The organism is Arthrobacter sp. K4-10C (assembly GCF_059090085.1).
The window spans coordinates 140,715-166,422 of record NZ_JBNHFI010000002.1 but is presented as its reverse complement, the minus strand read 5'-3'; the positions used below and the strand labels follow the sequence as shown (position 1 = coordinate 166,422).

The window sequence follows — 25,708 nt, the reverse complement described above, 5'->3', positions numbered from 1 at the left end:
CATGACCAAAAGCGCCGACACGCACTGCCCCTACTGCGCCCTGCAGTGCGCCATGACGCTCACGTCTCCAGCGGAACTGGCCCCGGCTCCCCAGCCGGGGCCAGTCCCCGTGCCGCTCCTGCCCACCCTGCAGCACCCCGTCCCGGCAACCCCTGCCGCGGCACCCACCGGGCCCTCCCTCGAGGTCAGCGGACGCGATTTCCCCACCAACCGGGGCGGCCTTTGCCGCAAGGGCTGGACATCGGCGACGCTCCTGAACCACCCGGGCAGGATTACCGAGCCCCTCCTCAAAGGTCTCGACGGCGTGCACCGTCCCATCAGCTGGGACCAGGCCCTGGACCTTGCCGCGTCCGCCGTCAGGGACACCCGCGCACGCCACGGTGCTGACGCCGTCGGCGTGTTCGGCGGCGGCGGGCTCACCAACGAAAAGGCGTACATGCTGGGCAAATTCGCCCGCCTTGCCTTGGGCACGTCACGCATCGACTACAACGGCCGCTTTTGCATGTCCTCCGCAGCCGCTGCGGGAATGCGCGCCTTTGGTGTGGACCGCGGCCTGCCGTTCCCGCTGGAAGCACTGGACACCGCCAGCACCATCCTGATGCTCGGCTCCAACGTGGCCGAGACGATGCCGCCCTTCGTCCAGCACCTCAAGGGAGCGCGCGACGCCGGCGGGCTGATTGTGGTGGATCCGCGCCGCTCAGCCACGGCCGCCTTCACGGCCGATGGTGGCGGCATCCACCTCCAGCCCCTGCCGGGCACCGACCTTCCGCTCCTGCTGGGTATTTCCCACGTTGTCATCCACGAAGGCCTCGTGGACACCGACTTCATCGAAGAGCGCACCTCTGGCTACAGCGCCGTAGTCAGGACCGTCAATTCCTTCTGGCCCGAACGCGTCCAGTCCCTCACCGGCGTCCCCGCCGACCTCATTCGGGAAACCGCGCGCCGGCTCGCCGCCGGAGCACGCCAGGGAGGCAGCTACGTCCTCACCGGCCGCGGCGTGGAACAGCACACGGACGGCACGGACACCGCCACCGCTGCCATCAACCTCAGCCTCCTGCTGGGCCTGCCGGGCTCAGCACGCAGCGGCTACGGCACGCTCACCGGCCAAGGCAACGGCCAGGGCGGCCGCGAACACGGCCAGAAGGCCGACCAGCTGCCCGGCTACCGCAAGATCACCGATCCCGCGGCCCGTGCCCACATGGCCCGGGTATGGGGCGTTCCGGAGGAAGCCATTCCCGGTCCCGGACTTCCCGCCGTCCAGCTGTTGAAATCGCTGGGACAGCCCGACGGCGTCCGGTGCCTTTTCGTCCATGCCTCCAACGTCGTGGTCGCCTCCCCCGATGCGAACGCCGTGACGGCCGGTCTGCGAAGCCTGGACTTCCTGGTGGTCTGCGATTTCTTCATGTCCGAGACAGCCGCCGAGGCGGACCTTATCCTGCCGGTGCTCCAATGGGCCGAGGAGGAAGGAACCCTGACCAACCTCGAAGGGCGTGTCCTCCGCCGCCGCCGCGCGCTGGCTCCGCCGGCCGGTGCCCGCAGCGAACTGTGGATCATGGCGCAGCTGGCTGAACGGCTGGAGGCACCCTCCACGTACAGCGAGGACCCGGAGACGGTCTTCGAGGAACTTCGCCTTGCCTCCGCAGGGGGCCTTGCCGACTACTCCGGCATCAACTACGCCATGCTTGACCGGGGCGAGGCCGCCTACTGGCCCTACCCGGCCGGCAGCACCGGCACGCCGAGGCTGTTCCGGGACGGCTTCGCCCACCCGGACGGCAAAGCCGTGATGACCCCGGTGACGCCGCGCCGCCGTCGTACTCCCGCCGCCAGCCCCGACCCGGCCGCCAAAACCATGACGCTCATCACCGGCCGGCTCCTGGAGCACTACCAGTCCGGTGCCCAGACGCGGCGCGTGTCCGAGCTGCTGGCGTCCCAGCCGGAGGCCAAGGTGCAAATCCACCCGGCGGCTGCCGAAGCCATGGGCATCACTGCCGGATCCCTGGTGTCCGTGGCCAATGAACGCGGCGAGGTGGAGTGCAAGGCCGAACTCAGCACGGCCATCCGGCCCGATACCGTCTTCCTGCCCTTCCACTTCCCGGGGCTTGGGAGCGCCAACCGCCTGACGGAAGCCGCCACGGACCCCACGTCCGGGATGCCGGAGTTCAAGTTCAACAAGGTTTGGGTGCGGGCTGTGGCCGCGCCCCTTTCCAACAAAGTGCTTCAAACATCGGAGGCCTCATGAGCGAGCAGATAGTCATTGTTGGATTTGGCCCGGTGGCGGCCCGGCTGGTTGACGAGCTCCTTCCCGCCGTGCGCGCCGGGCACGTTCAGCTGACTGTGGTGGGCGAGGAACCTGAAGCCGCGTACAACCGCGTCCTGGTGGCCGACCTCGGGGTGGGACGCACCACCGCCGAGGCCCTGGCCCTGTCCGACGCCGCCGCCCTCGTGGGTGAAGGGGTGGACGTCCGCCTGGGTGTCCGCGTCCGGCGCGTGGACCGCGCCCGGCAGCAGGTCCTGCTGTCCGGCGGCGCCGCGGTCCACTACGACCGGCTGGTCTTCGCCACCGGTTCCCGTCCGGTCATCCCCAACCTGACGGGTATCAACCCGGACCCCACTTCCCCTGTCCTTCCGGCGGGCGTGACGGCCCTGCGTGACCTTCGGGACGCTGGAGTGCTCCGGCAGGCCGTGGACGGCGGCAAGCGCGTGGTGGTCCTGGGCGGCGGCGTCCTGGGCCTGGAGACGGCCCTCGCCGCGGCCGAGGAGGGAGCCACCGTCACGGTGGTCCATAACGGCCCGCACCCGCTGGGCCGCAACATCGACCGGGGCGGCGGCGCCGTTCTGGCGGCAGGGCTGCGCCGGTGCGGTGTGCGGATGGCCGGAAACGCACGCTCCACCGGGGTTGAGCACAACGCTCCCGACGGCGGTTTCTCGGCGCTGCTGCTCGATGACGGTTCGGCGATTGACGGGGACCTCCTGGTCATCTCGTGCGGCGTCCGTCCCCGCACCGAGCTGGCCGAAGGCTGCGGGCTCTCCACCGCTGCAGGGATACTCGTCGACCACCGGCTCCGGGCGCACCATGAACCGCACATCTTCGCCATTGGCGATTGCGCGGAGGTCCGCTGCCCGGACCCGGACTGCGCGGCCTGCCGCAACGCCAAGGGTCCGTCCGGCCTGGTGGGTCCCGGCTGGCGGCAGGCCGAATGGCTGGCAGAGTACCTGGCCCTGCTCGCCGCCGGCACGGCGGATGATGCCGAATTGCTGCCGGAACTGCCGGCTGAGCAGCCCGCTGTGATTGTCCTCAAGGCGCGCGGCATGAACCTGGCCGTTGCAGGCGAGAACAGCGCCGATCCCTGGGACGAAGAAGCCCTCGCCGCCGGTGCCGTGAACGGGCGCCCGCAACTCCAGGTTGCCCAGTGGGCGGATCCGGAGCACGGCCGCTACGTGAAGATGACCACCCGGGGAGGAGTGCTGGAAGGGCTGGTGGCTGTGGGCATGCCCCGCACCGCCGCCGAACTGGTTGGCCTGTTTGAGCGTTCTGCCGAGCTGCCGGCAGACAGGTCGCTGCTGTTGCGCCTTGACGGGCCGGACCAGCTGCCCGGCGCCGGGGCGGCCGATCCCGCAGGCACCGTATGCCGCTGCGCCGGCGTCACCGGTGCTGTCATCCAGGATGCCGTCGCGGAGGGCTGCTCCACGGTTGCCGAAGTCTCCAAGGCCACCCGCGCCGGAACCGGCTGCGGCGGATGCCACGAAGACATCAAGGGGCTCATCGAAAAACATTTCCAGGCGGTCTCCGCCGCCTGAGCGCTGATCCGGCCGGGTTTGGCCCCGCGCGTGTCCGGGGCCAAACCGGCTTCTGTCCTCCTTAAACCGGCTCTTTGGGAATAATGATCCACAGCGCGATGTAGACCAGCTCGCCGATCCCCACCAGGCCAAAGATTACGAATCCCAGCCGCACCAGGAACTTCGGGAGTCCAAACCGGGCCGAGAGCGCGGCGCAGACGCCACCTATCATTCTGCCGCGGCGGGGCCGAACCAGGGCTGTTGACATGGCCTGTCACTTCTCCTTGCGTGGGTGGCTGGTGCAGGGTCCTTGGAGGAGTCTACGCAGGCAGCAGCGGCAGGGTCCAGACTTTCCCGTTCCCCTGCCGGCGCGCTGCTACAAATGCACGTGCAGGCGGCGTGCCGCCTCTGAAATGGATCCGGTCAGCGACGGGTAGACCGTGAACGTGCTGGCCACATCGTCCACGTGCAGCTTCTGCTTCACGGCGATGGAGATGGGGAAGATCAGCTCCGAGGCGTTGGGGCCCACCACGACGCCGCCGATCACCGTGCCGGAACCCTTCCGGGCGAAGATTTTCACGAACCCGTCCCTGGCGTTGCGCATCTTGGCACGCGCATTGCTGCGCAACGAGAGTTTCACGACGTCGCCCTGGTACTTTCCGGAATCGATGTCCGCTTCCGAGACCCCCACATTGGCGATTTCGGGGGACGTGAAGATGTTGGAGGCCACCTGGTGCAGCTTGAGGGGGGTCACCACGTCACCCATGAAGTGGGCCACCGCGATGCGGCCCTGCATCGCCGCGACGGAGGCCAGCGGCAGGACTCCGGTGCAGTCGCCGGCGGCATAAATGTTGGGCGCGCTGGTCCGGGAGACGCCGTCGACCTTGATATGCCCGCTGTCGCCGAGCGCCACGCCCGCTTCCTCCAGCCCGATCCCCGCGGTGTTGGGAATCGAGCCCAGGCACAGCAGGCAGTGGCTGCCGGTGACCTTGGTGCCGTCGCTGAGGGTGACCACCACACCGTCCTCCGTGCGTTCCACGGATTCCGCACGGGAACGGGACAGCACCCGGACGCCGCGGCGTTCGAACACTTCCTCCAGGACCACGGCCGCGTCCACGTCGGACCCGGGCAGGACGCGGTCCCGGCTGGACACGAGCGTGACCCTTGAACCGAGGCCGTTGTAGGCCGACGCAAATTCGGCACCGGTGACACCGGAACCAACCACGATCAAATCCTCGGGCAGCTCATCCAGGTTGTAGATCTGCGTCCAGTTGAGGATGCGTTCGCCGTCGGGCCGTGCCGTGGGCAGTTCGCGCGGATGTGCGCCGACGGCCAGCAGGATGGTGTCCGCCTCCACGATCTCCGTGCCGTCCGCCGTGAGGACCTCGATGGTGTGGTTGTCCAGCAGCCGGCCGGAACCGGTGAGGATGCGCACGCCCTGGCTTTCGAGGCCGTCGTGGATGTCCTTTGACTGGCTGCGGGCCAGGTTGAGCAGGCGGTCGTTGATGTGCTTCAGGTCCGCGCGCATCACCGGCACGAAGTCGCCGCCGTCGACGTCGAACTTCACTCCCAGCTCCCCCGCCTCGGCAACGCGGGTCATCAAATCCGCGGTGGCGATCAGGGTCTTGGATGGCACAACGTCCGTGAGCACCGCGGATCCGCCCAGGCCGGCGCGTTCGACGATGGTGACCTGCGCCCCCAGCGAGGCGGCCACCATGGCGGCCTCGTATCCGCCAGGACCACCTCCCAGGATTGCGATCCGGGGCGAACTGAAATCTGGATGCGTAGTCACAATCAATCATTCTCGCCCATCACCGCCGCAGCACCAAGAAACCAGCGCCTTGCCGCGGCCTCCTGTGGTGGGCGCAACAGGAGCGGCAGGATAACTTGTTCTGGTGAGTACAACAGACTTCCTGACCACGGATCCCTTCGCCGCAGCCCGTGCCGCTGCCGATTACATCGCCGAAGAAACAGGCGTGGACCGCCACGACGTCGCGCTGGTGCTCGGCTCCGGCTGGGGTGCTGCAGCGGACCTGATCGGCGAAACCACCGCCACCCTTTCCGCCGAGGAAGTACCCGGCTTCCACGCCCCGGCGGTGGAAGGGCATGTGGGCACCATCCGTTCGGTGCTGGCCGGGGACGGCAAACGTGCCCTGGTCCTGGGCGCCAGGACGCACTATTACGAGGGCAAGGGGGTGCGCGCCGTTGTGCACGGCATCCGCACCGCCGCCGCGGCCGGGTGCAGCACGCTTGTCCTCACCAACGGCTGCGGCGGGCTCAACGAGGACTGGGCTCCCGGCACGCCGGTACTCATCAAAGATCACATCAACCTCACCGCGGCATCCCCGCTGGAGGGTGCCACCTTCGTGGACCTGACAGATCTTTACTCGTCCCGGATCCGCGGCCTGGCCCGCGAAGTGGACCCGTCCCTCGACGAGGGGGTGTACGCGCAGTTCACGGGGCCGCATTACGAGACCCCGGCAGAGGTTCAGTACGCCAAGCGGATCGGTGCGGACCTGGTGGGCATGTCGACGGCGCTGGAGGCCATCGCGGGGCGGCACGCCGGCATGGAGGTGTTCGGCATTTCCCTGGTCACCAACCTCGCGGCCGGCATCAGCCCGCAGCCGCTCAGCCACCAGGAAGTCATCGAATCCGGACAGGCAGCAGGCCCGCGGATCAGCCGGCTCCTCGCGGACATCATCGCCAAACTCTGAAAATCGCCGGGTCAACTGCGGCGCGCTCTGCAGGGTTCAACTGACCCTGCCTTGCGTCGACTCAAGGAGCAATGACGATAGCGTTATGCCCATGACGTCCTCCGATGCCGATTTCCGCCTGCTCGACGAAGCCCGCGCCTGGGCTTCCCAAGACCCGGATCCCGCGACGTCGGCGTCCCTCCGTGAGCTCGTCAGGTCGGTCGAGACCGGTGACCCCGCCGCCCGGCAGGAACTCGAAGACAGCTTCCGCGGCACCCTGCAGTTCGGCACTGCCGGGCTGCGTGCAGCGCTTGGCCCCGGCCCCAACCGGATGAACCGTGTGGTGGTGCGGCGCGCAGCCGCAGGATTGGCGGCATTCCTGGCCGACGCGGTCGGCAAGGCAGCTCCGGGAACGCGGCCCCGCGCCGTCGTCGGCTATGACGCCCGCTACAACTCGGATGTCTTTGCCGCCGAGACCGCCGCCATCTTCACCGCCGCCGGGATCCAGACCTTCCTGATGCCGGCGGCGCTGCCCACTCCCCTGCTGGCCTACGCCGTACGGGCATTGGAGTGCGACGGCGGCGTGATGGTCACTGCCAGCCACAACCCTCCGCAGGACAACGGCTACAAGGTCTACCTGGGCCGCCACGCCGTCCCGGACAGCGGCAACGGCGCCCAGATCGTGGCCCCCTACGACGCCGAAATTGCGGCCCGGATCAGCGCCGTGGGATCCCTCGAATCCATCACGCTGGCACCGGCGGGCTGGACGGCCCTGGACGGGTCAATCGCCGGGGACTACCAGCGTGCCACGGCCGCACTCGCCCTGCGGGACCACTTTCCAGCGCGGGACCTGCGCGTCGTCCTTACCCCCATGCACGGCGTGGGGGGCGGGACAGCGGTGGCCGTACTGAACGCCGCCGGTTTCTCTGACGTCACGCTGGTGGCGGAACAGGCAGAGCCGGACCCCGGCTTCCCCACCGTCAGTTTCCCCAACCCGGAAGAGCCGGGAGCCCTGGACCTCGCCCTGGAAACGGCCGAACGCCTGGATGCCGACATTGTGATCGCCAACGATCCCGACGCGGACCGGGCCGCGGTTGCCGCCAAGGACCCGGACACCGGCACCTGGCGGATGCTGCGGGGCGACGAAGTGGGAGCGCTGCTGGGTGCACACGTGGCGGCCCGGCTGGCTGCCGGCGCTCCGGACGGCGAAGCAGCGGGCCCTTCCGGAGTTTTCGCCAATTCGATCGTGTCCTCGCGGCTGCTGGCCAGGATTGCCACGGCCGCCGGCTACGCCCATGAGGAGACCCTCACCGGATTCAAATGGATCTCCCGGGTGCCCGGGCTGGTCTACGGCTACGAGGAGGCCCTCGGCTACTGCGTGGCACCGGACCTCGTGAAGGACAAGGACGGCATTTCCGCAGCCGTCCTCATTGCAGAGCTTGCGGCGGCGGCAAAGGCGGACGGGAGAACCATTTTCGACACGCTGGACGAGCTGTATCTGAAGCATGGCCTGCACGCCAGCGACCAGCTCAGCATCAGGGTGGCGGACCTGGGGCTGCTGGACGCCATGATGAACCGGCTCAGGGTGTCGCCGCCGGAATCCTTTGGCTCATCCGCGGTGGAGGCCTTCACGGACCTGGCCGAGGGCACGGACCAGCTGCCGCCGACCGACGGGCTGCTGTACGTGACGCGGGACCTGACCCGCGTAATCATCCGGCCCAGCGGCACCGAGCCCAAGCTCAAGTGCTACCTGGAAGTCATCCACCACGCGGCCTCGGCTGCGGAACTGCCCGCCGCCCGGCAAGCGGCACGGGCGTCACTGGATGCGGTGCTCCGCGACGTCAGCGAGGCGCTGGGGCTTTAAACCCCGAAAGGGGCGCCTGCCGGGCGCCCCTGTTCCTGGGTGGTGGGTGTTGGCCCTAGTCACAGCTCCACTTCAACGAAGCCGTCCACGATCCTGCTGCTGAACGCTGCCAGCTTCAGGCCGGGGGTGCTGAAGCATTCCCCGGTTTCCAGGTCATAAACCTCTTTGTGCAGGGGTGAGGCAATGGTGGGGCGGGCACCCCGGGAGCCAATGATTCCCCTTGCCATGACGTGTGCGCCGGTGGCCGGGTCCTCGTGGGCCACCGCGTAGACCTCACCAGGTCCGGTGCGGAAGAGGGCCACCTGGCGGCCGGCAACGAGGGCCGCCTCGCCCCAGGAGAGTTCCAGGTCCTCAAGAGGGCAGACGCGGTGCCACCCGGCAGCAGTGGCCGCTTCGGCCTGGGCGGTTCCGGTGTCGAGTGCCCCAAGTTCCAGTGTTGCCGTCATGTCCGGCTCCTTTCCCTGTGCTTGTTGTCGGTTGTGGCTGCCTGTGCGGCCGGGTTCCACGCTAGGCGCGGGGTGTTTCGTCGGGGTGCAGCAAATGTGTCCGGCGCGTAAAAGACACCTAACCCGGCCGGAAATGCGTTCGTGATGCAGAAGTTAAGTTGGCGAAACAATTGGGAAACTGAAGCGAAACTGCCTCTACCTAGTCTGGATGGACACTCGTCAGAGAAGGTCGCGGAGCACCGCCTGCGGCCCATGCGAAAGGCCCACAGTGACCGAACAGACTTCAAACACCGAGACTCCGCGCCGCATCGTCGTCGCCGGCGGCGGCCCCGCGGCCCACCGTTTTGCGGACGCGATGCATGCCCGTGGCCTCGATGGCTGGCATGTCACGGTCCTCACTGAAGAAGCGCACCTTCCCTACGACCGCGTCGCACTCTCCAAGGCCCTGACGGACACCGGCGTTGACCTGACCCTGGGATCGGCGTCGATGTGGGACCACCCTGCCCTGGAGCTGAAGACCGGCGAGCGCGTTGTGAAGATCAACCCCGGCGCGAAGACCGTGGAGACATCCACCGGCAACAGCTACCCGTACGACGAACTGGTGGTGGCCACCGGCTCGAATGCCGCACGCCTGCCCATCCCCGGCAATGAGCTTACCCACGTCTACCGCACGCTCGAAGACGTCTGGACCATTAACAAGGCCATCACCGAACTCACCGAAAAGCTCGGCCGGAAGGTTAACGCCGTCACCATCGGCGGCGGCCTGCTCGGGCTCGAATCGGCCGCCGGCACGGAACAGCTCGGCGCCAATCCCATAGTCATCGACGGATCGCAGTGGCTGATGGCAACCCAGCTCGACGAAGGTGCGGGCCAGGCAATGGGCCGGCTCATCAAAGCCAAGGGCTTCGAAGTCCACGGCGGCGTTTTCCCGTCGGAAGTCCTGTCCGACGACGACGGACAGGTCACCGGCGTCCTTATGGCTGACGGCCGTGTCATCGATGCGGACATGGTCATCGTCGCCATCGGCGTCCGGCCCCGCGATGAACTCTTCCGCGCCGGCGAGGGCGAAGAACAGGTATTCAGCCTGGGTCCCCGCGGCGGCGTGGTCATCAACGACTACTGCGCCACCGAAGTGCCGGGCATCTGGGCCATCGGCGAGGTGGCCAACTTCGGCGGGATGTGCTTGGGCCTGGTGGCTCCCGCGAACACCATGGCAGAGATCGTGGCCGACCGGCTTCACGGTGGAGATGCCACCTTCCCCGGTTTCGACACCGCCACCAAGCTGAAGCTCTCCGGTGTGGACGTGGCCAGCTTCGGTGACGCGTTCGCCAAGACGGAGCACGCCCTCGAGATTGTCTATGCCGACCCTGCCCGCGGCGTTTACCAGAAGATCGTCACCACCGACGATGCCAAGACCCTGCTGGGCGGCATCTTCGTCGGCGACGCCTCACCGTACATGAGCCTGCGTCCGCTGCTGGGCCGTGAACTTCCCGCCGAGCCCGGCGCGTTCCTCAGCGCGGCCGGCGGCGGCGACGCGCCCGAAACGGAACTGCCCGACGACGCCACCCTCTGCTCCTGCAACAACGTCACCGCCGGCAGCATCCGCGACGCCATAAACGGCTGCGGCGCCTGTGAGGGCAACGCCCCCGTCCAGGAACTCGGTGAGCTGAAGGGCTGCACCCGCGCCGGTACCCAGTGCGGTTCCTGCGTTCCGATGCTGAAGAAGCTGCTCGAAACCGAACTGACCAAGTCCGGCGTCGAGGTGTCCAAGGCCCTCTGCGAGCACATCGAGCTGTCCCGCCAGGAGCTGTTCGACGCCATCCGCGTCCTGGAACTGACCTCCTTCGAAGAGATCATGGCCAAGTACGGCACGGGCGCGGGCTGCGACATCTGCAAGCCCACCATCGCCAATATCCTGGCCAGCCAGAACAGCGCCTACGTCCTGGACGCCGGCCGCGGGACCCTCCAGGACACCAACGACCGTGCCCTGGCCAACATGCAGAAGGACGGCACCTACTCGGTGGTGCCGCGGATCGCCGGCGGCGAGATCACGCCCAAGAAGCTCGGCGTCATCGCGGCGGTGGCGGAGAAGTACAACCTGTACACGAAGATCACCGGCGGCCAGCGGATCGACATGTTCGGTGCCCGGCTGGAGCAGCTCCCCGAAATCTGGAAGGAACTGGTGGACGCCGGCTTCGAATCCGGCCAGGCGTACGGCAAGAGCCTGCGCACGGTGAAATCCTGCGTCGGTTCCACCTGGTGCCGGTTCGGCGTCCAGGACTCGGTGGCCATGGCCATCAAGCTGGAACTGCGCTACCGCGGTTTGCGCAGCCCCCATAAGCTCAAGATGGGCGTCTCCGGCTGCGCCCGCGAGTGTGCAGAGGCCCGCGGCAAGGACGTGGGTGTGATCGCCACGGCGGACGGCTGGAACCTGTACGTCGGCGGAAACGGCGGAGCCACCCCCGCGCACGCCCAGCTGCTCGCCAAGGACCTCGACGACGAAACACTGATCAAGTACATCGACCGTTACTTCATGTACTACATCCGCACCGCGGACCGCCTGCAGCGCACAGCCCGCTGGCAGGAAGAGCTCGACGGCGGCATCAAGCACGTGGAAGACGTGGTGGTCAATGACACCCTGGGCATCGCCGCGGACCTCGAAGCCGCCATGGCCAAGCACGTGGACACCTACATTGACGAGTGGGCCGACACCCTCAAGGACCCCGAGCGCCTCCGCCGATTCCGCTCCTTCGTGAATGCGCCGGACCAGAAGGACGAGTCCATCACCTTCGTCCCGGATGAGCGCGGCCAGATGCGCCCCGCCACCCCGGAGGAGAAGGCGCAAGCCGCCCAGCAGCCGGTCCTCCTCGGCGCATCCATCGCCGTCCGCTCCAGCAACGGGAACGAGGCATAGGCATGCAGCTCAGCATCGACCTCACCGGACGCGAGGTCCTGGTCACGGGCACCGACTCCGCAGCGCGGCAGGCGGTCCGCCGCTACGAGGCCGCGGGCGCCGTCGTCTACCGCCTGAGCACCCCGCACGGCGCCGGACATGACGGCCCGCTTCCCGAGCGGCCCTTCCTCGTGGCCGCAGTGGACGACGGGCAGCCTGGCTGGGACGCCCTTCTGGGCCGCTGCCGGGAAGCCGGAATTCCCGTGGCCGCCGAACCCGCAGCCGGCGCCCCGGGCCATGTCACCCTGGTAGGCGGCGGACCAGGCACCACCGAACTCCTCACCGTCGCCGCCATCAAGGCGCTCCGGGACGCGGATGTGGTGTTCTACGACCGCCTGGCCCCCTACCAGGAGCTGCCGTCCCTGACCTCCGCCGAACTGGTGGACGTGGGCAAGAAGCCCGGGCACCACAAGGTAAGCCAGGCCGGCATCGAAAAGCTCATGGTGGAGAGCGCCCTGGCCGGAAACAACGTGGTCCGGCTCAAGGGCGGCGACCCGTACGTCTTCGGCCGCGGCGGCGAAGAAGTGGCCGCCTGCGTGGCCGCCGGCGTCAAGGTCCAGGTCGTTTCCGGCGTCACCAGCGCCATCTCCGTGCCGGCAGCAGCAGGCATCCCGGTAACACACCGCGAAGTCAGCCACATGTTCACAGTGGTCTCCGGGCACGCGCCGCTCACCGAAAAGGAACACCGGCACCTGGCCGGCCTGGGCGGAACCATAGTCGTCCTGATGGGCATCGGCACGCTTCACCAACTGGTGGCCGGCCTCCGCAAGGCCGGGATGCGCCCGGACATGCCGATGGCCGTCGTTGAGCGCGGCTACCGGCCCGGGCAGCGGACCACCATCGCGGACCTGGGCACCATTGCCTCGGCCGCTGCCGGCTGCAGCAACCCGGCCGTGCTGGTCATTGGCGAGGTGGTTCGCGTGGCGGAAGCCAACCGTGGGCATGCTGAGGCCGCCGCCGACCTGGACAGGCTGGCGGCCTCGCTGCTGGGTTCGTGAAAGGATTGACCCCCATGACTGCACTAGCACCGGCCGAAGCATCCCCCGCGGAAGAGGCAACCGACGCCGCAGAGTCACCGCTTGAGGGTTTCCGCATTGGAGTGACCTCCCACCGGCGCTCCCGGGACCTCATCGAGGCCCTGGAACGCCGCGGCGCCGAAGTGCTGCACGCTCCGGCACTGAAGATCGCCCCCGTGCAGGAGGACATGCGCCTCATCGAGGACACCCGGGCCGTCATCGCCGCGAAGCCGGACCTGTGCATCGCCACCACCGCGTACGGGATGCGCCGCTGGTGCGAAGCTGCGGACTCCTTCGGCATCGGGGACGAACTCTTGGAGACGCTGGGCGCATGCCGGATGTTCGTCCGTGGACCCAAAGCCCGCGGCGCCGTGCGCGCGGCCGGCCTTGCCGACGTCGGAATCAGCAGTGACGAAACCACGGCCACGCTCGTGGACATGCTGCTCGCCGAAGGCGTCCGCGGCAAGACCGTGGCCGTGCAGCTGCATGGTTACACCGACGTCCGACAGCTGGAGCGCCTGCGCATGTCCGGCGCCACCGTCCTGACGGTTACGCCCTACCGCTGGGTCAAGCCCGACGGCGAGGACAGGCTTCCGCGCCTGATCGAGGCCGCCTGCAGCGGGAACCTGGATGTCCTCACCTTCACCAGCGCGCCCGCCGTCGATGCGCTGTGGAGCACTGCCCACGAGATGGGCGTCTACAAGCAGCTGATCGACAGCTTGAAGACCAACGTCACCACCGCAGTGGTGGGGCCCGTGACCGCCCAGCCGCTGCTGGACGCCGGCGTAACCCCCCTGATCCCGGAACGCTTCCGGATGGGTGCGCTCATCCGGCTGGTCTGCGAGCACCTGGCCCTGAACCACGTCCGCCGGCTGGACACCAGGTCCGGCAACATTGAACTCCGGGGCCGGAGCCTTCGCATTGACGGGCAACTCGTGGAACTGGCACCTGCACCACTGCTCCTCCTGCGGGCACTGCTGGGCGCCGGCGGTGCTGTCCTTTCCCGGGAGTCGCTCTCTGAGCTGCTGGAACTGCGCGGATCCGTGCACGCGCTGGACATGACCGTGAGCCGGCTGCGGTCGTCACTGCCTGATGGACGCCTGGTGGAAACCGTCGTCAAACGGGGGTACCGGATCCGCGTCTAGCGTCCAGCAATACCGCACAGCCGCTGCCGCTGACAGGTGGTATGTGTCCGTTGCCGGCCGGATGAGAGCCGCGTCACGCGTTCTGTTACCGGCCGGTAAAAACTGGCGAACGGGCCCTTCCCTCATGGCAACGGACGGGAAACACAGCGGTAAAAGCGTCCCCCTACGCTGGGTTCCATCACGAACTTCCGGCCGTTCAACGGCCGCCAGCGAAAGGGCCAGCACATGTCCGCTCCGGCACCCTCCCCATCCACCCCGGCAGCCGCCCGCATCGTCATTGCCGGTGCCGGCCCCGCCGCGCAGGCCCTGGTCTCGCAGTTGGACCGCGCCCGGTTCACCGGCACCGTCACGGTGCTCAGCAACCGCGATGACACGCCGGAGGAACTGCTCGAGCTTGCGTTGCTCCCCCAGGTCTCCGTCCGGTTCGGCCAGCCGGCCAGCCACATTGACGCCGTGAACCGGACCGTTGCCACGGCTGACGGCATGGAGTTCGCCTACGACCACCTGGTGATCGCCACGGGTTCGGCACCTGTCGCCCACCCCGTAGAGGGGGCAGAGCAGTGCCTGAGCTATTCCACCATCGACGACGCCGCCCGCATCGCCGAGGCAGTGGGCGAAGTGACCCGGGAGCTGGGCAGGCGCCCGCTGGGGATCCTTGTGGGCAACGGGGCTGCCGCCGGCCAGGCTGAAGCTGTCCTGCGTGCCCGTGGCGTTCGGCCCATCCGCACCACCGCCCGCCCGGCCGCCGTCGTTCCCGGACGGTCCGCTTCCGGGCTCGCCGCCTCCGCCGTGGTCTTCGAAGACGGCAGCAGCATGAGCGGCGACCTGGTGGTTCTGGCCGAAGAGCGGGTGGCGCGGGACGGCCTTGCCGCCAGCGCCGGCCTGCGGACCGCAGCCAGCGGCGGGATTGTCATCAGCCAGGACTTCCGCACGTCCGTCCCCGGCATCTGGGCAATCGGGGACGCAGCAGCGTTCGACGGCGTCCGATTGGGTCTGCTGGTGGCGGCAGCGTCCGCTGCGGGGGCCTGCGCCACGCAGCTTCTGACGGCCGCCGCAGCCGGGCCGGTCCTGCAGGAAGCAGCCTGATCACCGGCACCGGTTCCGCGGCCCTGGCCCCTGCCCCGGCTGTGACAAGATGGTTCCCGAACCGAGTTCCAGGACGTGCCGGGGCCCACAAGGCCCCCGGAAAGGACCACCATGAGCAACGAAGCCACCCCTTCCGTTCAGCCAGCTTCCGCTGATGCCGGCAGCATCGCTTCCTACATCGACCACACGCTGCTGAAGCCGGAGGCCTCCGAGGCCGACGTCCTGAAGGTCTGCGCGGAGGCTGCCGAGTACGGCTTCAAGTCCGTGTGCGTCAACCCCATTTGGATCAAGACCGTCAAGAATGCCTTGAAGGGCTCCGGTGTCCTCACCTGCTCCGTGGTGGGCTTCCCGCTGGGTGCCACGCCCACGGACGTGAAGACGTTCGAGGCCCGGGGCGCCGTGCTCGACGGCGCTGACGAGGTGGACATGGTGATCAACATTGCCGCCGCCCGTGCCGAAGACAAAGGCGCGCTCACCGAGGACATCACGGCGGTGGCGGAGGCGGTGCATGCCAGCGGGGCCGTCCTGAAGGTGATCATTGAAACCGCCCTGCTCACGGACACCCAGAAGGTCCTGGCCTGCGAAGCAGCCGTTGAAGCCGGCGCGGATTTCGTGAAGACCTCCACAGGGTTCAACGGTGGCGGTGCCACGGTTGAGGATGTCACCCTCATGCGACGGACTGTGGGCCCGGATCTGGGGGTCAAGGCCTCCGGCGGCGTGCGTTCCCTGGCCGACGCGCAGGCTATGATTGCTGCAGGTGCAACACGTATTGGTGCCAGCTCCGGCATTGCCATCGTCAAGGGTGAACAGGGTTCATCCGCCTACTGACGGCAAGCCGTACGCCGCCAGAGATTGAGCCCCGCGGGGCCGAGGAGGAACGAAATTGTCCAGCAAGATTACAGCGTCCGGCCAGGACTCATCGGACCAGCGCACTGTCCGGACCCCGCAGAATGAGAACAAGCTCGCCGGCAGCGTCGTGCTGTTCGTGATCATCATGGCGCTGTTCTTCGGCGCTATCTACTCCCTGTCCTTCCTCACACTCGGCAACCCATGGCCGATGGCCGTCTGCCTGGTGCTGTTTGCACTGGCATTCTGGATCCCGCAGACCATCTGGGGCCGCTCGGACTCCGCAGGCGAGCACTAGGAATTCCGTCAAGCAGGAAGGCCCCCGGAGACTCTGAGGGGCCTTCCTGCGCGCGTTAAAGCCAGAGCCTGGTCCAGGCCACGGCGGCGTCCGCCACCCGCGTCCACTGGGCATGGGCGATGGACCACCCCGCCACCGTCATTCCCACCATCGCGTAAGCGCTCACCGGAATCAGCACCAGCCACTCGCGCTTGGAACCGGCCCGGCCCAGCAGTGGCAAGGACAGCGCCCCGTTGGGCCGCCACACATTCCGCAGCAGCGGAACCCTGCGCAGCACTTTTGGGGGCCGGATCACCAGCGGCCACAGCAGAGGCACTCCCCCGGTGGTGACCAGGTCACCCACGATGTGCACCACGACGCCGATGAGCATGGACATGGGCAGCCAGGTCCACTGTTCGGGTGCGTACACGGTGACCACACCGGCCATGGCCAGTGCGAAGACCCAGTTGGTCAGGAACCCGCTCTTGGGAAAGAGCTTCAGGGCCTTGGCCGCGATGTTGATCAGGAACATGCACAGCAGCCCGGCCCCCACGGACAGGAGCCCCCAGGGCGTCTCCACCTGGAACTGGGACGCCAGCCCGGCCAGGAGGACGAAGACCCCGGCACCCAGGATTGAATGCGTGCCCTGCCGGTGCCCGCCGCTGGCGTTCTCAATCCCCCTGGCAATCGCATTGGACAGCGGCGGGAGGGAATGCGCCACCGTACTGGACCGGTGGTCCCAGTCGCAGACCAGGGCCGTACCCGCGGTGGCAAGCCCGCCGATCAGGATGCCCGCGGGATCAAGCGGGTACCAGCCCAGCGTGTAGGGGCCGGTGGACGCGACAGCTACCCACGCCGCAGCTCCAGACGCGGCGTGGTGTCCTCCCATCATCCGTCAGGATCCCGTCGACGGGACAGGAACAGGCTGGTCGGAGAAGATGTTGCGGATAACGCCGTCCGCCCATTCCAGGATTTCCGCGTCCTGTAGATCCCGGCCACCGATCCGTGCCGTCTTCGGTTTGGGAATCAGCACCGCGTCCAGTGCCGGCTTGGACTGCGATCCCGGATACATCCGGGTCAGGCGCATGATCCTGGATTCGGGCAGCTGGGCCGGGGAGAACTTGATGAAGTTGCCCTGCAGGGCAATGTCGGAAAGCCCTGCCTCGCGGGCAGCGACCCGGAACCGGGCCACCGCCACAAGGTTCTGTGCCGGCAGCGGAAGTTCGCCGTAGCGGTCCACCAGTTCGGCGTGGACTTCGTCGATCGCCTCGTTGGTGAGGGCTGCCGCCAGTTTGCGGTAGGCCTCGAGGCGCAGGCGTTCGCCGGGAACGTAGTCGTGCGGCAGGTGCGCATTGACGGGCAGCTCGATCTTCATCTCCGCCGCCTTCTCCTCGGCCTCGCCGCGGAAGTCCGCCACGGCCTCCCCCACCAGCCGGATGTAGAGGTCGAAGCCGACGCCCTGGATATGGCCGGATTGTTCGCCGCCCAGCAGGTTGCCGGCGCCGCGGATTTCCAGGTCCTTCATGGCCAGCTGCATGCCCGCGCCCAGTTCATTGTGGGCGGCCACGGCCTTGAGGCGTTCCAGCGCCACCTCTCCGAGAGGTTTCTCTGACGGGTACAGGAAGTAGGCATAGGCGCGTTCGCGGCCGCGGCCCACGCGCCCGCGGAGCTGGTGGAGCTGGGACAGGCCGTATTTGTCCGCGCCGTCCACAATGAGGGTGTTCGCGTTGGAGATATCGAGGCCCGTCTCAATGATGGTGGTGCACACCAGGACATCAAAGCGCCGCTCCCAGAAGTCCACGATGATCTGTTCCAGGCGGCTTTCGGACATCTTGCCATGCGCCACCTCCACGCTGGCTTCCGGAACCAGTTCCCGGATTTTCGCCGCGGTCCGTTCGATGGTGGACACCCGGTTGTGGACCAGGAACACCTGGCCTTCGCGCATCAGCTCACGGCGTATCGCGGCTGAGGTCTGCTTGTCCGTGTAGGGGCCTACATAAGTCAGGACGGGGTGGCGTTCCTCCGGCGGCGTGGCCAGGGTGGAGGTTTCCCGGATGCCGGTCAGGGACATCTCCAGGGTCCGGGGAATGGGGGTGGCACTCATGGCCAGCACGTCCACGTTGGTGCGCATCTTCTTCAGCGCTTCCTTGTGCTCCACGCCGAAGCGCTGCTCCTCGTCCACGATCACCAGGCCGAGGTCCTTGAACTCGAAGTCCTTGGACAGCAGTCGGTGCGTGCCGATCACCACGTCCACCGTGCCGTTCTTGACGCCCTCCGCCGTTTCCTTCGCCTCTTTGGCACCCTGGAATCGGGAGAGCGGCTTGACCCGCAGGGGGAAGCCGGAAAACCGTTCGGTGAAGGTTTCGTAGTGCTGCTGTGCCAGGAGCGTGGTGGGTACCAGCACGGCGACCTGCTTGCCGTCCTGCACGGCTTTGAAGGCAGCACGCACGGCAATCTCGGTTTTGCCGTAGCCCACGTCACCGGACACCAGGCGGTCCATCGGGATCTCCCGCTCCATGTCCGCCTTGACCTCGTTGATGGTGGTCAGCTGGTCGGGAGTCTCCACGTACGGGAAGGCTTCCTCCAGTTCGCGCTGCCACGGTGTGTCCGGGCCGAAGGCATGCCCGCGGGAGGCCATCCGGGCCGAATACAGCCGGATCAGTTCGCCGGCGATCTCCTTGACGGCCTTCCGGGCCTTGGACTTGGTGCTGGCCCAGTCCGCGCCGCCCATCTTGCTCAGGACAGGGGTATCGCCGCCCACATAGCGGGTGACCTGGTCCAGCTGGTCCGTGGGCACGAACAGCCGGTCCCCCGGCGCGCCGCGCTTGGACGGCGCATACTCCAGCACCAGGTATTCGCGCACGCCGTCGGCCCCGCCGGCCACCTTGCGCTGGATCAGTTCGACGAACCTGCCGATGCCGTGCTGCTCGTGGACCACGTGGTCCCCCGCCACCAGCTGCAGGGGATCGACGGCGTTGCGCCGCTTGGAAGGCATCCGGCGCATGTCCTTGGTGGACGCGGCGGAGGTCCGGCCCAGCAGGTCAGCTTCCGTGAGCAGTCCCAGTTTCAGTCCGTCCAGCACGAAACCGCGGCCGACGGCGGCAGTAGTCACTTCAATAATGCCCGGCTGCGGTTCGTGGTCCAGGCTGTCCACCCGGGCGCAGGGGATGTCGGCGTCGTGGAACAGTTCGGCAAGGCGCTGGGCTGGTCCCGGTCCCTCGGTGGCGACCACGATCCGCCACTGGTCCCGGACGTGGGAGCCAATGAAGTCCATCATCTCCGCCACGTCGCCCTGGTAGCCCCGGGGCTCCCGGGCGTGCAGGTTCAGGACGTCGATTTCCGGGAGCAACTCCTCGTCCTGGGCCAGCGAGGTGATGGACCACCACGAAACCCCGTGCTCAAGCGAGGACGTGCGGGTATCGGCCAGCGAACGGAAGCTTGCGGAATGCAGTGCGGCCGTCGCCTGGGAGCTGAGATCCAAAGGCGCCGTCCCGCCGTCGGACGCCGTGGACCAGGCCGCCTCCAGGAACTCCTCGTTGGTGGCTGCGAGATCGTGGGCGCGGGTACGGACCTTTTCGGGTTCGATGACCACGGCAATGGAGTCGGCGGGAAGCTGCTCCACGAACGGGACCATGGAGTCCACCAGCACCGGCGCCAGGGATTCCATGCCTTCCACCGCGATGCCCCCGGCGATCTTCTCAAGCATGTCAGCGGCGGCCGGAAGCTGTGCCTTGAGCGTGACGGCGCGGGACATCACGGACGGGGTGATGAGGATTTCGCGGCAGGGCGGCGCGTGCAGCTCCGTGGGGTGATGGATTCCGGGGGCGGACAGCGAGCGCTGGTCTGCCACGGCGAACCAGCGCATCTGGTCCACCTCGTCGCCGAAGAACTCCACCCGGACGGGGTGGTCCTCGGTGGGCGGGAAGACGTCGATGATGCCGCCGCGGACCGCGAACTCGCCCCGGTGCGTCACCATGTCCACGCGGGCGTAGGCGGCATCGGCGAGGCTGCGCACCACTTCCGTGAACGGAATGTCCTGGCCCACCTTCAGGGTGACCGGCACCAGGTCGCCCAGCCCGGAAACGACGGGCTGGACCACTGCCCGGACGGGAGCCACCACTACCTGGAGCCGCCCCACCGTCGAACTTTCCGGGTGGGCCAGCCGGCGCAGGACCGCCAGCCGCCGTCCCACCGTGTCCGAGCGTGGCGAGAGGCGCTCGTGGGGCAGGGTCTCCCAGCTGGGGAACTCCGCCACGGCGCCGGCCGGCAGGTACGCGCGCAGTGCCGCGGCCAGGTCCTCTGCCTCCCGCCCGGTGGCGGTGACGGCGAGCACCACACCCGGGTCCCCGCCGTCGGATGACGCGGTCAGCCCGTCAGCCATCTCCGCCAGCAGCACCGGACGCAGCCCCGCAGGGGCGCTGATCTGGTAATCCTGGCCCCGGGCGGGGAATCCCCTTGCGGCCTCCGCCCGGACACGGGCGAAAGTTTGGTCCGCGGCGAGGACGCGGCGCAGGCCATCCAGCGACGGGCCTGCGGTGGACTGGCCGGCGGCGGCGGGGCCGGGAAGGCTCATGGCAGAAGCTCCTGTGGTGTTCATGAGGATCGCGGGCAACGCGAAAACCCGAAATTCGCTGCGAATCCCGGGTAACCTCCAGCCTACCCCGCACCGGCGACATCCCGGGCCGGTGCTTTAGGCTGGCAGGGCCACCACAGTTGTGCCGGGGCGGCCCGTCCGCGCAGCCTGCCGCTCCGAACCGCTGAGGACGAACAGGAGCCAGCATGACCGGAACGAATGCACCGCGTTTCCCCAAGACAGTCCTGGTGACGGGAGCCACCGGTTACATCGGCGGCCGGCTGGTGCCCAGGCTCCTCGAGGCCGGCCACGCCGTCAAGGTGCTGGTGCGTTCCCCGGACAAGATCGCCCAGGTGCCCTGGCGGGACGAGGTGGAGGTCGTGGAAAGCAGCCTGGACGACGGCGACGCGCTGCGGAAAGCACTGGCCGGCGTCGACGTCCTCTACTACCTGGTGCATTCCATGGCTGCCGGCGCCGGCTTCGAGGCCAAGGAAAAGGCGATGGCGGGCATCGCGGCCCAGGCTGCTGCTGACGCCGGGGTGGGCAGGATCGTGTACCTGGGCGGCCTCCATCCAAGGAATGTGGAGCTGTCCACCCACATGCGCTCACGGGAGGCGGTGGGGCAGGTGTTCCTGGACGGCCAGGTGGACGCCATTGTTTTCCAGGCAGGCGTGGTGATCGGCTCCGGCTCGGCGTCCTTCGAGATGATCCGGCACCTGTCCGAAACGCTGCCCCTGATGCCTGCGCCGAGCTGGGTGCGGAACCGGATTGAAGCGATTGCGGTACGGGACGTGCTCTACTACCTGGTGGCCGCCGCGTCCTTGCACGGGCCGATCAACCGGACCTTCGACGTGGGCTGCCGCCAGGTGCTCAGCTACGCCCGGATGATGAAGGAGTATGCCGCCGAAGCCGGCCTTCCCTACCGGGTGGTGCTGGCCCTGCCGGTCCCTGCGCCGAAGCTCGCCGGAATGTGGGTGGCCCTGACCACACCCATCCCGCTGTCCATGGCCTTCCCGCTGGTCCAGTCCCTGCAGCACGACGCCGTGTCCAACGAGCATGACATTGACCAGTACATTCCCCAGCCCGACGGCGGGTTGACGACTTACCGGGCTGCCGTCGCCCTGGCGCTGGGCAAGGAACGGGACGGGCAGGTGGAAACCACCTGGGCCAACGCGGGCGCGGCGTCCGATCCCCTGCCGAGCGACCCGGACTGGGCCGGCCATACGGTCTATATCGACGAACGGACCTTCCACGGGGAAGCGGATCCGGGGCACGTGTGGACCATCATTGAAGGAATCGGCGGCCGGAACGGCTGGTACTCGCTGCCGGTGGCCTGGCAGGTGCGCGGGTGGCTGGACAAGCTGACCGGCGGTGCCGGACTGTTGCGCGGGCGCCGGCACCCCAAGACGCTGGCCGCCGGAGAAGTTGTGGACTGGTGGCGGGTGGAACGGGTCGACCGGGGAAGGCTGCTGCGGCTGCGCGCCGAGATGCGGGCGCCCGGCCGGGCGTGGCTGGAGCTGTCTGTGGAACCCGACGGCACGGGCAGCCTCTACCGGCAGCGGGCCATCTTCTTCCCCAAGGGCCTGAGCGGCCGCCTGTACTGGCTGGCAGTCCTGCCGTTCCACAGCCTGATCTTCCCGGCAATGGCCAGGAACGTCACCGGAGCGGCACAGAAGCTCATCGATGCGGAACGGCCGGCCGGGACCCCGTAGGATGTTTTGAGTTAAATCCGTTCCCCAATGTCCCAGGAGGACCCATGGCCCTGAGCGCAACCACTTCCCTGCCCCACTCCGTCGACAGCGTCGCAGCTGTCCTGGTGAATGAGGACTTCCAGCGCCATGTCAGCCAGCTGGTGGGCGGTAACCTTGAGTCCTTCACCGTTGACGGTGACGTCGCCGGGGCGTTCAGTGCCACGTCCGTCCGGACCCTGCCCACCACCCGCCTGCCCGAGATCGCACGCAAATTCGTGGGTGAGCACCTGAAGGTGACGCAGGTGGAAACCTGGAACGCCCCCGCCGCCGACGGCTCACGGCAGAGCAACATCTCCCTCAAGATCGCCGGCGCACCGGTGGACGTCACCGCCGTCCAGCGCCTGGTGGCCGAGGCCAGCGGAACCCGCGTTGAGCTCGAAGGCGAGGTCAAGTCCTCGGTGCCCTTCCTGGGCGGCAAGATCGCTGACGCTGCCGAGCCCATGGTGGCCAAGGCGCTGAACCTTCAGGCAAAGCAGGCCCAGGCCTGGCTGGAAAGCCACTAAGTCGGTGGAGCTGCCCGTTTTTGCCGCCCTGGTCCTGATCGTGGCCGGCGTCTGGTCGCTGGTGGTCTGGCCGCAATTCCTGCGCCGGGTGATGAAAGATCCCCGTGCCCGGGACGCAGCAGGCAAGGCAACCAGGTTCCTCACCGTCCATGTGGTGCTGGTGAGCGTATCCATGGTGCTGGGGGCGGCCACGGCGGTCATCGGCTTCATGGGGCTGTTCGGATAGTTCCGTGTGTCAGAAAGGCTCTCCTCCCGGCGGGAGGAGAGCCTTTCTCCGTTGCGGGCAGGCGGTCAGGCGGCCTGGTTCAGCGCGTCCTCCGCGGCCACCCAGGAGATCATTGCGCATTTGACCCGGGCAGCGTAGCGGGCAACCCCTTCGAAGGCGGCGGCGTCGCCCAGGAGTTCCGGGTCGGCGTGGACCTTGCCGCGCGAGCGGAGGACTTCCCGGAAACTGTCAATGACGTCGTGCAGCTCTGCCACGGTCATGCCCTCTGCCAGCTCGGTGAGCACCGAGGCCGAGGCCATGGATATCGAGCACCCGGCCCCGTCCCAGGCAACCTGGGCAATCCTTCCGTCCTCCACTGCCAGGCGCAGGGTCACTTCATCCCCGCACACGGGATTGAGCTGGTGGGATTGCCCGGTGGAAGCCCCTGCGGGGGCTTCGGTCCCGGCCAGGCCGCTGCCGTGGCGCGCCTTGGAATGGTCGAGGATGATCTGCTGGTACAGCTGGTCAAGGCTCATTGGTTACCTTCAATCGTCCGGCTAGGCACCGAAGTAGGCCCGCACGCCGGACACGGCATCCAGGAACTGGTCCACGTCGTCGGTGGTGTTGTACAGGTAGGCACTTGCCCGGGTGGTGGCCGTCAGGCCCAGCCGGCGGTGCAGCGGCTGGGCACAGTGATGGCCCACCCGCACGGCGATTCCGCGGGAGTCCAGGAACTGCCCCACGTCATGGGCATGGACTCCCTCGACGTCGAACGCGGCAAGTCCAATGCGTTCCCTTCCTGCTTCCGGGCCAAGGACGCGGATGCCGGGGAGGGATTCGAGGCCGGCCACCATCCGTTCACCGAGTTCCGCCTCCCACCGGTGGATCCGGTCCAGTCCGGTTTCCGTGAGGTAGTTGACGGCGGCGGCCAAAGCCACTGCCTGGGAGATCCGCTGGGTCCCGGCCTCGAAACGCTGGGGCGCGGGCAGGTACTCGGCACGCTCCATGGTGACTGTGGTGATCATGGAGCCGCCGGTCAGGAAGGGCGGCAGGATGTCCAGGAGTTCCTGTTTGCCGTAGAGGACGCCGATGCCGGTGGGGGCCAGCATCTTGTGCCCGGAGAAGACGGCGAAGTCAACGTCCAGTTCCTTGACGTCGAGCGGCATGTGGGGTGCGGACTGGCACGCGTCCAGGACCACCAGCGCGCCTGCAGCCCGGGCCAGTGCCACCAGTTCACGGACCGGGTTGATGGTGCCCAGGACGTTGGAGGCGTGGGTGAACGCAACCACCTTGGTCCGGCTTCCAATGATTTCCGCGGCCTGGTCCATCCGGAGGCTTCCGGCATCATCGATGGGGATGTGCCGCAGGGTAGCGCCGGTGCGGAATGCCAGCTCCTGCCATGGTATGAGGTTCGCGTGGTGCTCCATCTCGGTGACCACAATCTCGTCACCGGGGCCCAGCGCGAGGTCCTTCAGCCCGGCGTCGCCCCGTCCCTGGGCAGCCCACAGCCCGGCGGTGGACAGCGTGTAGGCGACCAGGTTGAGGCCTTCAGTGGCGTTGGACGTCCAGATGGTCTCGGAATAATCAGCGCCAACAAAATCTGCCACCGTCTGGCGGGCGTCTTCGAACGCCTCGGTGGCCTCTACCGCAAGGTGGTGGGCGCCCCGGTGAACCGCCGCGTTCCGTTGCTCATAGAATTCCTGCTCGGCTTCCATGACGCTCTGGGGGTTCTGCGAAGTGGCGCCGGAATCCAGGTAGACCAAGGGACGTCCGTTGACGAGCTGGTCCAGGACCGGAAAGTCGTTGCGGATGCGCAGCACCTCGGCATTATCCATGACCGGGAGCGCCTGCTCCAGGGTGGCTGGCGTTGATACTACGGCCAAAACGATCTCCTTGAGATGCCAACGGATGACACTCAATTGTCCCACACACGGCTGTGGCGGCCGCCCGAAGGGGCAGCCGCCACAGCCGCTCCGGGCTTCAGCCCGCGGAGCGGAGGGCCGGCGACGGCTGGGGGGAGAGTCTCGGTCTCAGAAGACTCTGACGCCGCCGGCCCCGTCTCGGCCCGGTCCCTGGGGACCGGAAGTTGAAAGAGGCCTTGATGTCCTGACGGCAACTTCTGCGGCGTCCTGCGTGCCGCTTCCTTTGCCTCCTTAAGTAAATCCTGCGGCCCCCTCCTGTACACGAGTAGGGTGTACTCGATTTCCGCCGGAGGGGACTACCTAGGAAGCTACCTAAGAACTCCATGAGGTTGGCAACGGACTCCTGCGGGCGTTTGGGGGGCCCTCTCGTTCGGCGTTCCCGAGTAGGGCGCGGGACTTCTTTTCGCCCATGGTTGTGTTCCTACCAGCGGGCGGGGGTGGTTTGGATAGCAGGCCAGCTTGCCTCTCCGACGTTGTTTTTGCCCGCTGGCGGAGCAACGCGTAGCTTCGTTCGACGGAGCCGGGGCAACCCAAAGGGAAAGCAGCGGATGGATTATGGAGGTCATGGTCGAAGCGCCGACGCCAGGCATCCGGTGTAGCCGTCCGCAGGACCGGTTGCCCGGTGGAGCGCGCACGTACGATCCGAAGGAC

20 protein-coding genes are annotated in these 25,708 nt (G+C 67.7%); 13 read left to right on the top strand and 7 right to left on the bottom strand.

Features of this window, described 5'->3' with window-relative positions:
• Position 1: 1 nt before the first annotated feature.
• Both AC5RUU_RS03480 and AC5RUU_RS03475 read left to right on the top strand, forming a co-directional pair.
• A complete protein-coding gene (locus tag AC5RUU_RS03480) occupies positions 2-2,239 on the top strand; it encodes a molybdopterin oxidoreductase family protein (RefSeq protein WP_493973821.1) in 2,238 nt (745 codons plus the stop codon).
• On the top strand, positions 2,236-3,798 hold the full coding sequence (locus AC5RUU_RS03475; protein WP_493973820.1) for an FAD-dependent oxidoreductase: 1,563 nt from the start codon (positions 2,236-2,238) through the stop codon (positions 3,796-3,798). The genes AC5RUU_RS03480 and AC5RUU_RS03475 overlap by 4 nt, the downstream gene beginning before the upstream one ends.
• 61 nt (positions 3,799-3,859) lie before the next feature.
• Here the strand turns inward: AC5RUU_RS03475 and AC5RUU_RS03470 are convergent, their stop codons facing one another.
• Entirely contained in the window at positions 3,860-4,045 is a 186-nt protein-coding gene (locus AC5RUU_RS03470; protein WP_493973819.1) for a PspC domain-containing protein, read from the bottom strand.
• 108 nt (positions 4,046-4,153) lie between these two features.
• Positions 4,154-5,569 carry an NAD(P)H-quinone dehydrogenase gene (locus tag AC5RUU_RS03465; protein ID WP_493973818.1) on the bottom strand — a complete coding sequence of 472 codons (1,416 nt, stop codon included), beginning with the start codon at positions 5,567-5,569 and terminating at the stop codon, positions 4,154-4,156.
• A gap of 103 nt (positions 5,570-5,672) precedes the next feature.
• Between AC5RUU_RS03465 and AC5RUU_RS03460 the strand changes: the two genes are divergently transcribed.
• Positions 5,673-6,491, top strand: coding sequence for a purine-nucleoside phosphorylase (locus AC5RUU_RS03460; RefSeq protein WP_493973817.1), 819 nt, complete (start codon positions 5,673-5,675; stop codon positions 6,489-6,491).
• A 91-nt stretch (positions 6,492-6,582) separates the two neighbouring features.
• A complete protein-coding gene (locus tag AC5RUU_RS03455; RefSeq protein ID WP_493973816.1) occupies positions 6,583-8,334 on the top strand; it encodes a phospho-sugar mutase in 1,752 nt (583 codons plus the stop codon).
• Between the two features lie 59 nt (positions 8,335-8,393).
• On the opposite strand, the gene nirD is transcribed toward AC5RUU_RS03455, so the two are convergent.
• Positions 8,394-8,780, bottom strand: coding sequence for a nitrite reductase small subunit NirD (gene nirD / locus AC5RUU_RS03450; protein WP_493973815.1), 387 nt, complete (start codon positions 8,778-8,780; stop codon positions 8,394-8,396).
• A gap of 268 nt (positions 8,781-9,048) precedes the next feature.
• Between nirD and nirB the strand changes: the two genes are divergently transcribed.
• From nirB to AC5RUU_RS03420, 6 genes are all read left to right on the top strand, one after another.
• Positions 9,049-11,694: a nitrite reductase large subunit NirB gene (gene nirB, locus AC5RUU_RS03445; RefSeq protein WP_493973814.1), complete on the top strand. Its 2,646-nt coding sequence runs from the start codon at positions 9,049-9,051 to the stop codon at positions 11,692-11,694.
• Positions 11,695-11,696: 2 nt separating this feature from the next.
• Entirely contained in the window at positions 11,697-12,731 is a 1,035-nt protein-coding gene (cobA, locus tag AC5RUU_RS03440) for a uroporphyrinogen-III C-methyltransferase (RefSeq protein WP_493973813.1), read from the top strand.
• A 14-nt stretch (positions 12,732-12,745) separates the two neighbouring features.
• A complete protein-coding gene (locus AC5RUU_RS03435; protein WP_493973812.1) occupies positions 12,746-13,894 on the top strand; it encodes a uroporphyrinogen-III synthase in 1,149 nt (382 codons plus the stop codon).
• 225 nt (positions 13,895-14,119) lie between these two features.
• On the top strand, positions 14,120-14,980 hold the full coding sequence (locus AC5RUU_RS03430) for an FAD-dependent oxidoreductase (protein ID WP_493973811.1): 861 nt from the start codon (positions 14,120-14,122) through the stop codon (positions 14,978-14,980).
• 111 nt (positions 14,981-15,091) lie between these two features.
• A complete protein-coding gene (gene deoC, locus AC5RUU_RS03425; RefSeq protein WP_493973810.1) occupies positions 15,092-15,808 on the top strand; it encodes a deoxyribose-phosphate aldolase in 717 nt (238 codons plus the stop codon).
• A gap of 55 nt (positions 15,809-15,863) precedes the next feature.
• Complete coding sequence (locus AC5RUU_RS03420) at positions 15,864-16,124, top strand: hypothetical protein (protein ID WP_493973809.1); 261 nt, start codon at positions 15,864-15,866, stop codon at positions 16,122-16,124.
• A 55-nt stretch (positions 16,125-16,179) separates the two neighbouring features.
• On the opposite strand, the gene AC5RUU_RS03415 is transcribed toward AC5RUU_RS03420, so the two are convergent.
• The gene (locus AC5RUU_RS03415) at positions 16,180-16,992 is read right to left on the bottom strand and encodes a metal-dependent hydrolase (RefSeq protein ID WP_493974017.1); all 813 of its coding nucleotides are present in this window, start codon (positions 16,990-16,992) and stop codon (positions 16,180-16,182) included.
• 6 nt (positions 16,993-16,998) lie between these two features.
• Positions 16,999-20,676, bottom strand: a complete 3,678-nt coding sequence (mfd, locus tag AC5RUU_RS03410) for a transcription-repair coupling factor (protein ID WP_493973808.1) — start codon at positions 20,674-20,676, stop codon at positions 16,999-17,001.
• A 206-nt stretch (positions 20,677-20,882) separates the two neighbouring features.
• Between mfd and AC5RUU_RS03405 the strand changes: the two genes are divergently transcribed.
• From AC5RUU_RS03405 to AC5RUU_RS03395, 3 genes are read left to right on the top strand one after another with little or no spacing between them, the layout of a single operon-like run.
• Positions 20,883-22,388 carry an SDR family oxidoreductase gene (locus tag AC5RUU_RS03405; RefSeq protein WP_493973807.1) on the top strand — a complete coding sequence of 502 codons (1,506 nt, stop codon included), beginning with the start codon at positions 20,883-20,885 and terminating at the stop codon, positions 22,386-22,388.
• Positions 22,389-22,432: 44 nt separating this feature from the next.
• A complete protein-coding gene (locus AC5RUU_RS03400) occupies positions 22,433-22,930 on the top strand; it encodes a DUF2505 domain-containing protein (RefSeq protein ID WP_493973806.1) in 498 nt (165 codons plus the stop codon).
• Between the two features lie 4 nt (positions 22,931-22,934).
• Positions 22,935-23,156 (top strand): SCO4848 family membrane protein, encoded by a 222-nt coding sequence (locus tag AC5RUU_RS03395; protein WP_493973805.1) that lies wholly within the window; start codon positions 22,935-22,937, stop codon positions 23,154-23,156.
• Positions 23,157-23,221: 65 nt separating this feature from the next.
• Here the strand turns inward: AC5RUU_RS03395 and sufU are convergent, their stop codons facing one another.
• Both sufU and AC5RUU_RS03385 read right to left on the bottom strand, forming a co-directional pair.
• Positions 23,222-23,671, bottom strand: a complete 450-nt coding sequence (sufU, locus tag AC5RUU_RS03390; protein WP_493973804.1) for a Fe-S cluster assembly sulfur transfer protein SufU — start codon at positions 23,669-23,671, stop codon at positions 23,222-23,224.
• Between the two features lie 21 nt (positions 23,672-23,692).
• On the bottom strand, positions 23,693-25,018 hold the full coding sequence (locus tag AC5RUU_RS03385; protein ID WP_493973803.1) for a cysteine desulfurase: 1,326 nt from the start codon (positions 25,016-25,018) through the stop codon (positions 23,693-23,695).
• Positions 25,019-25,708 lie beyond the last annotated feature (690 nt).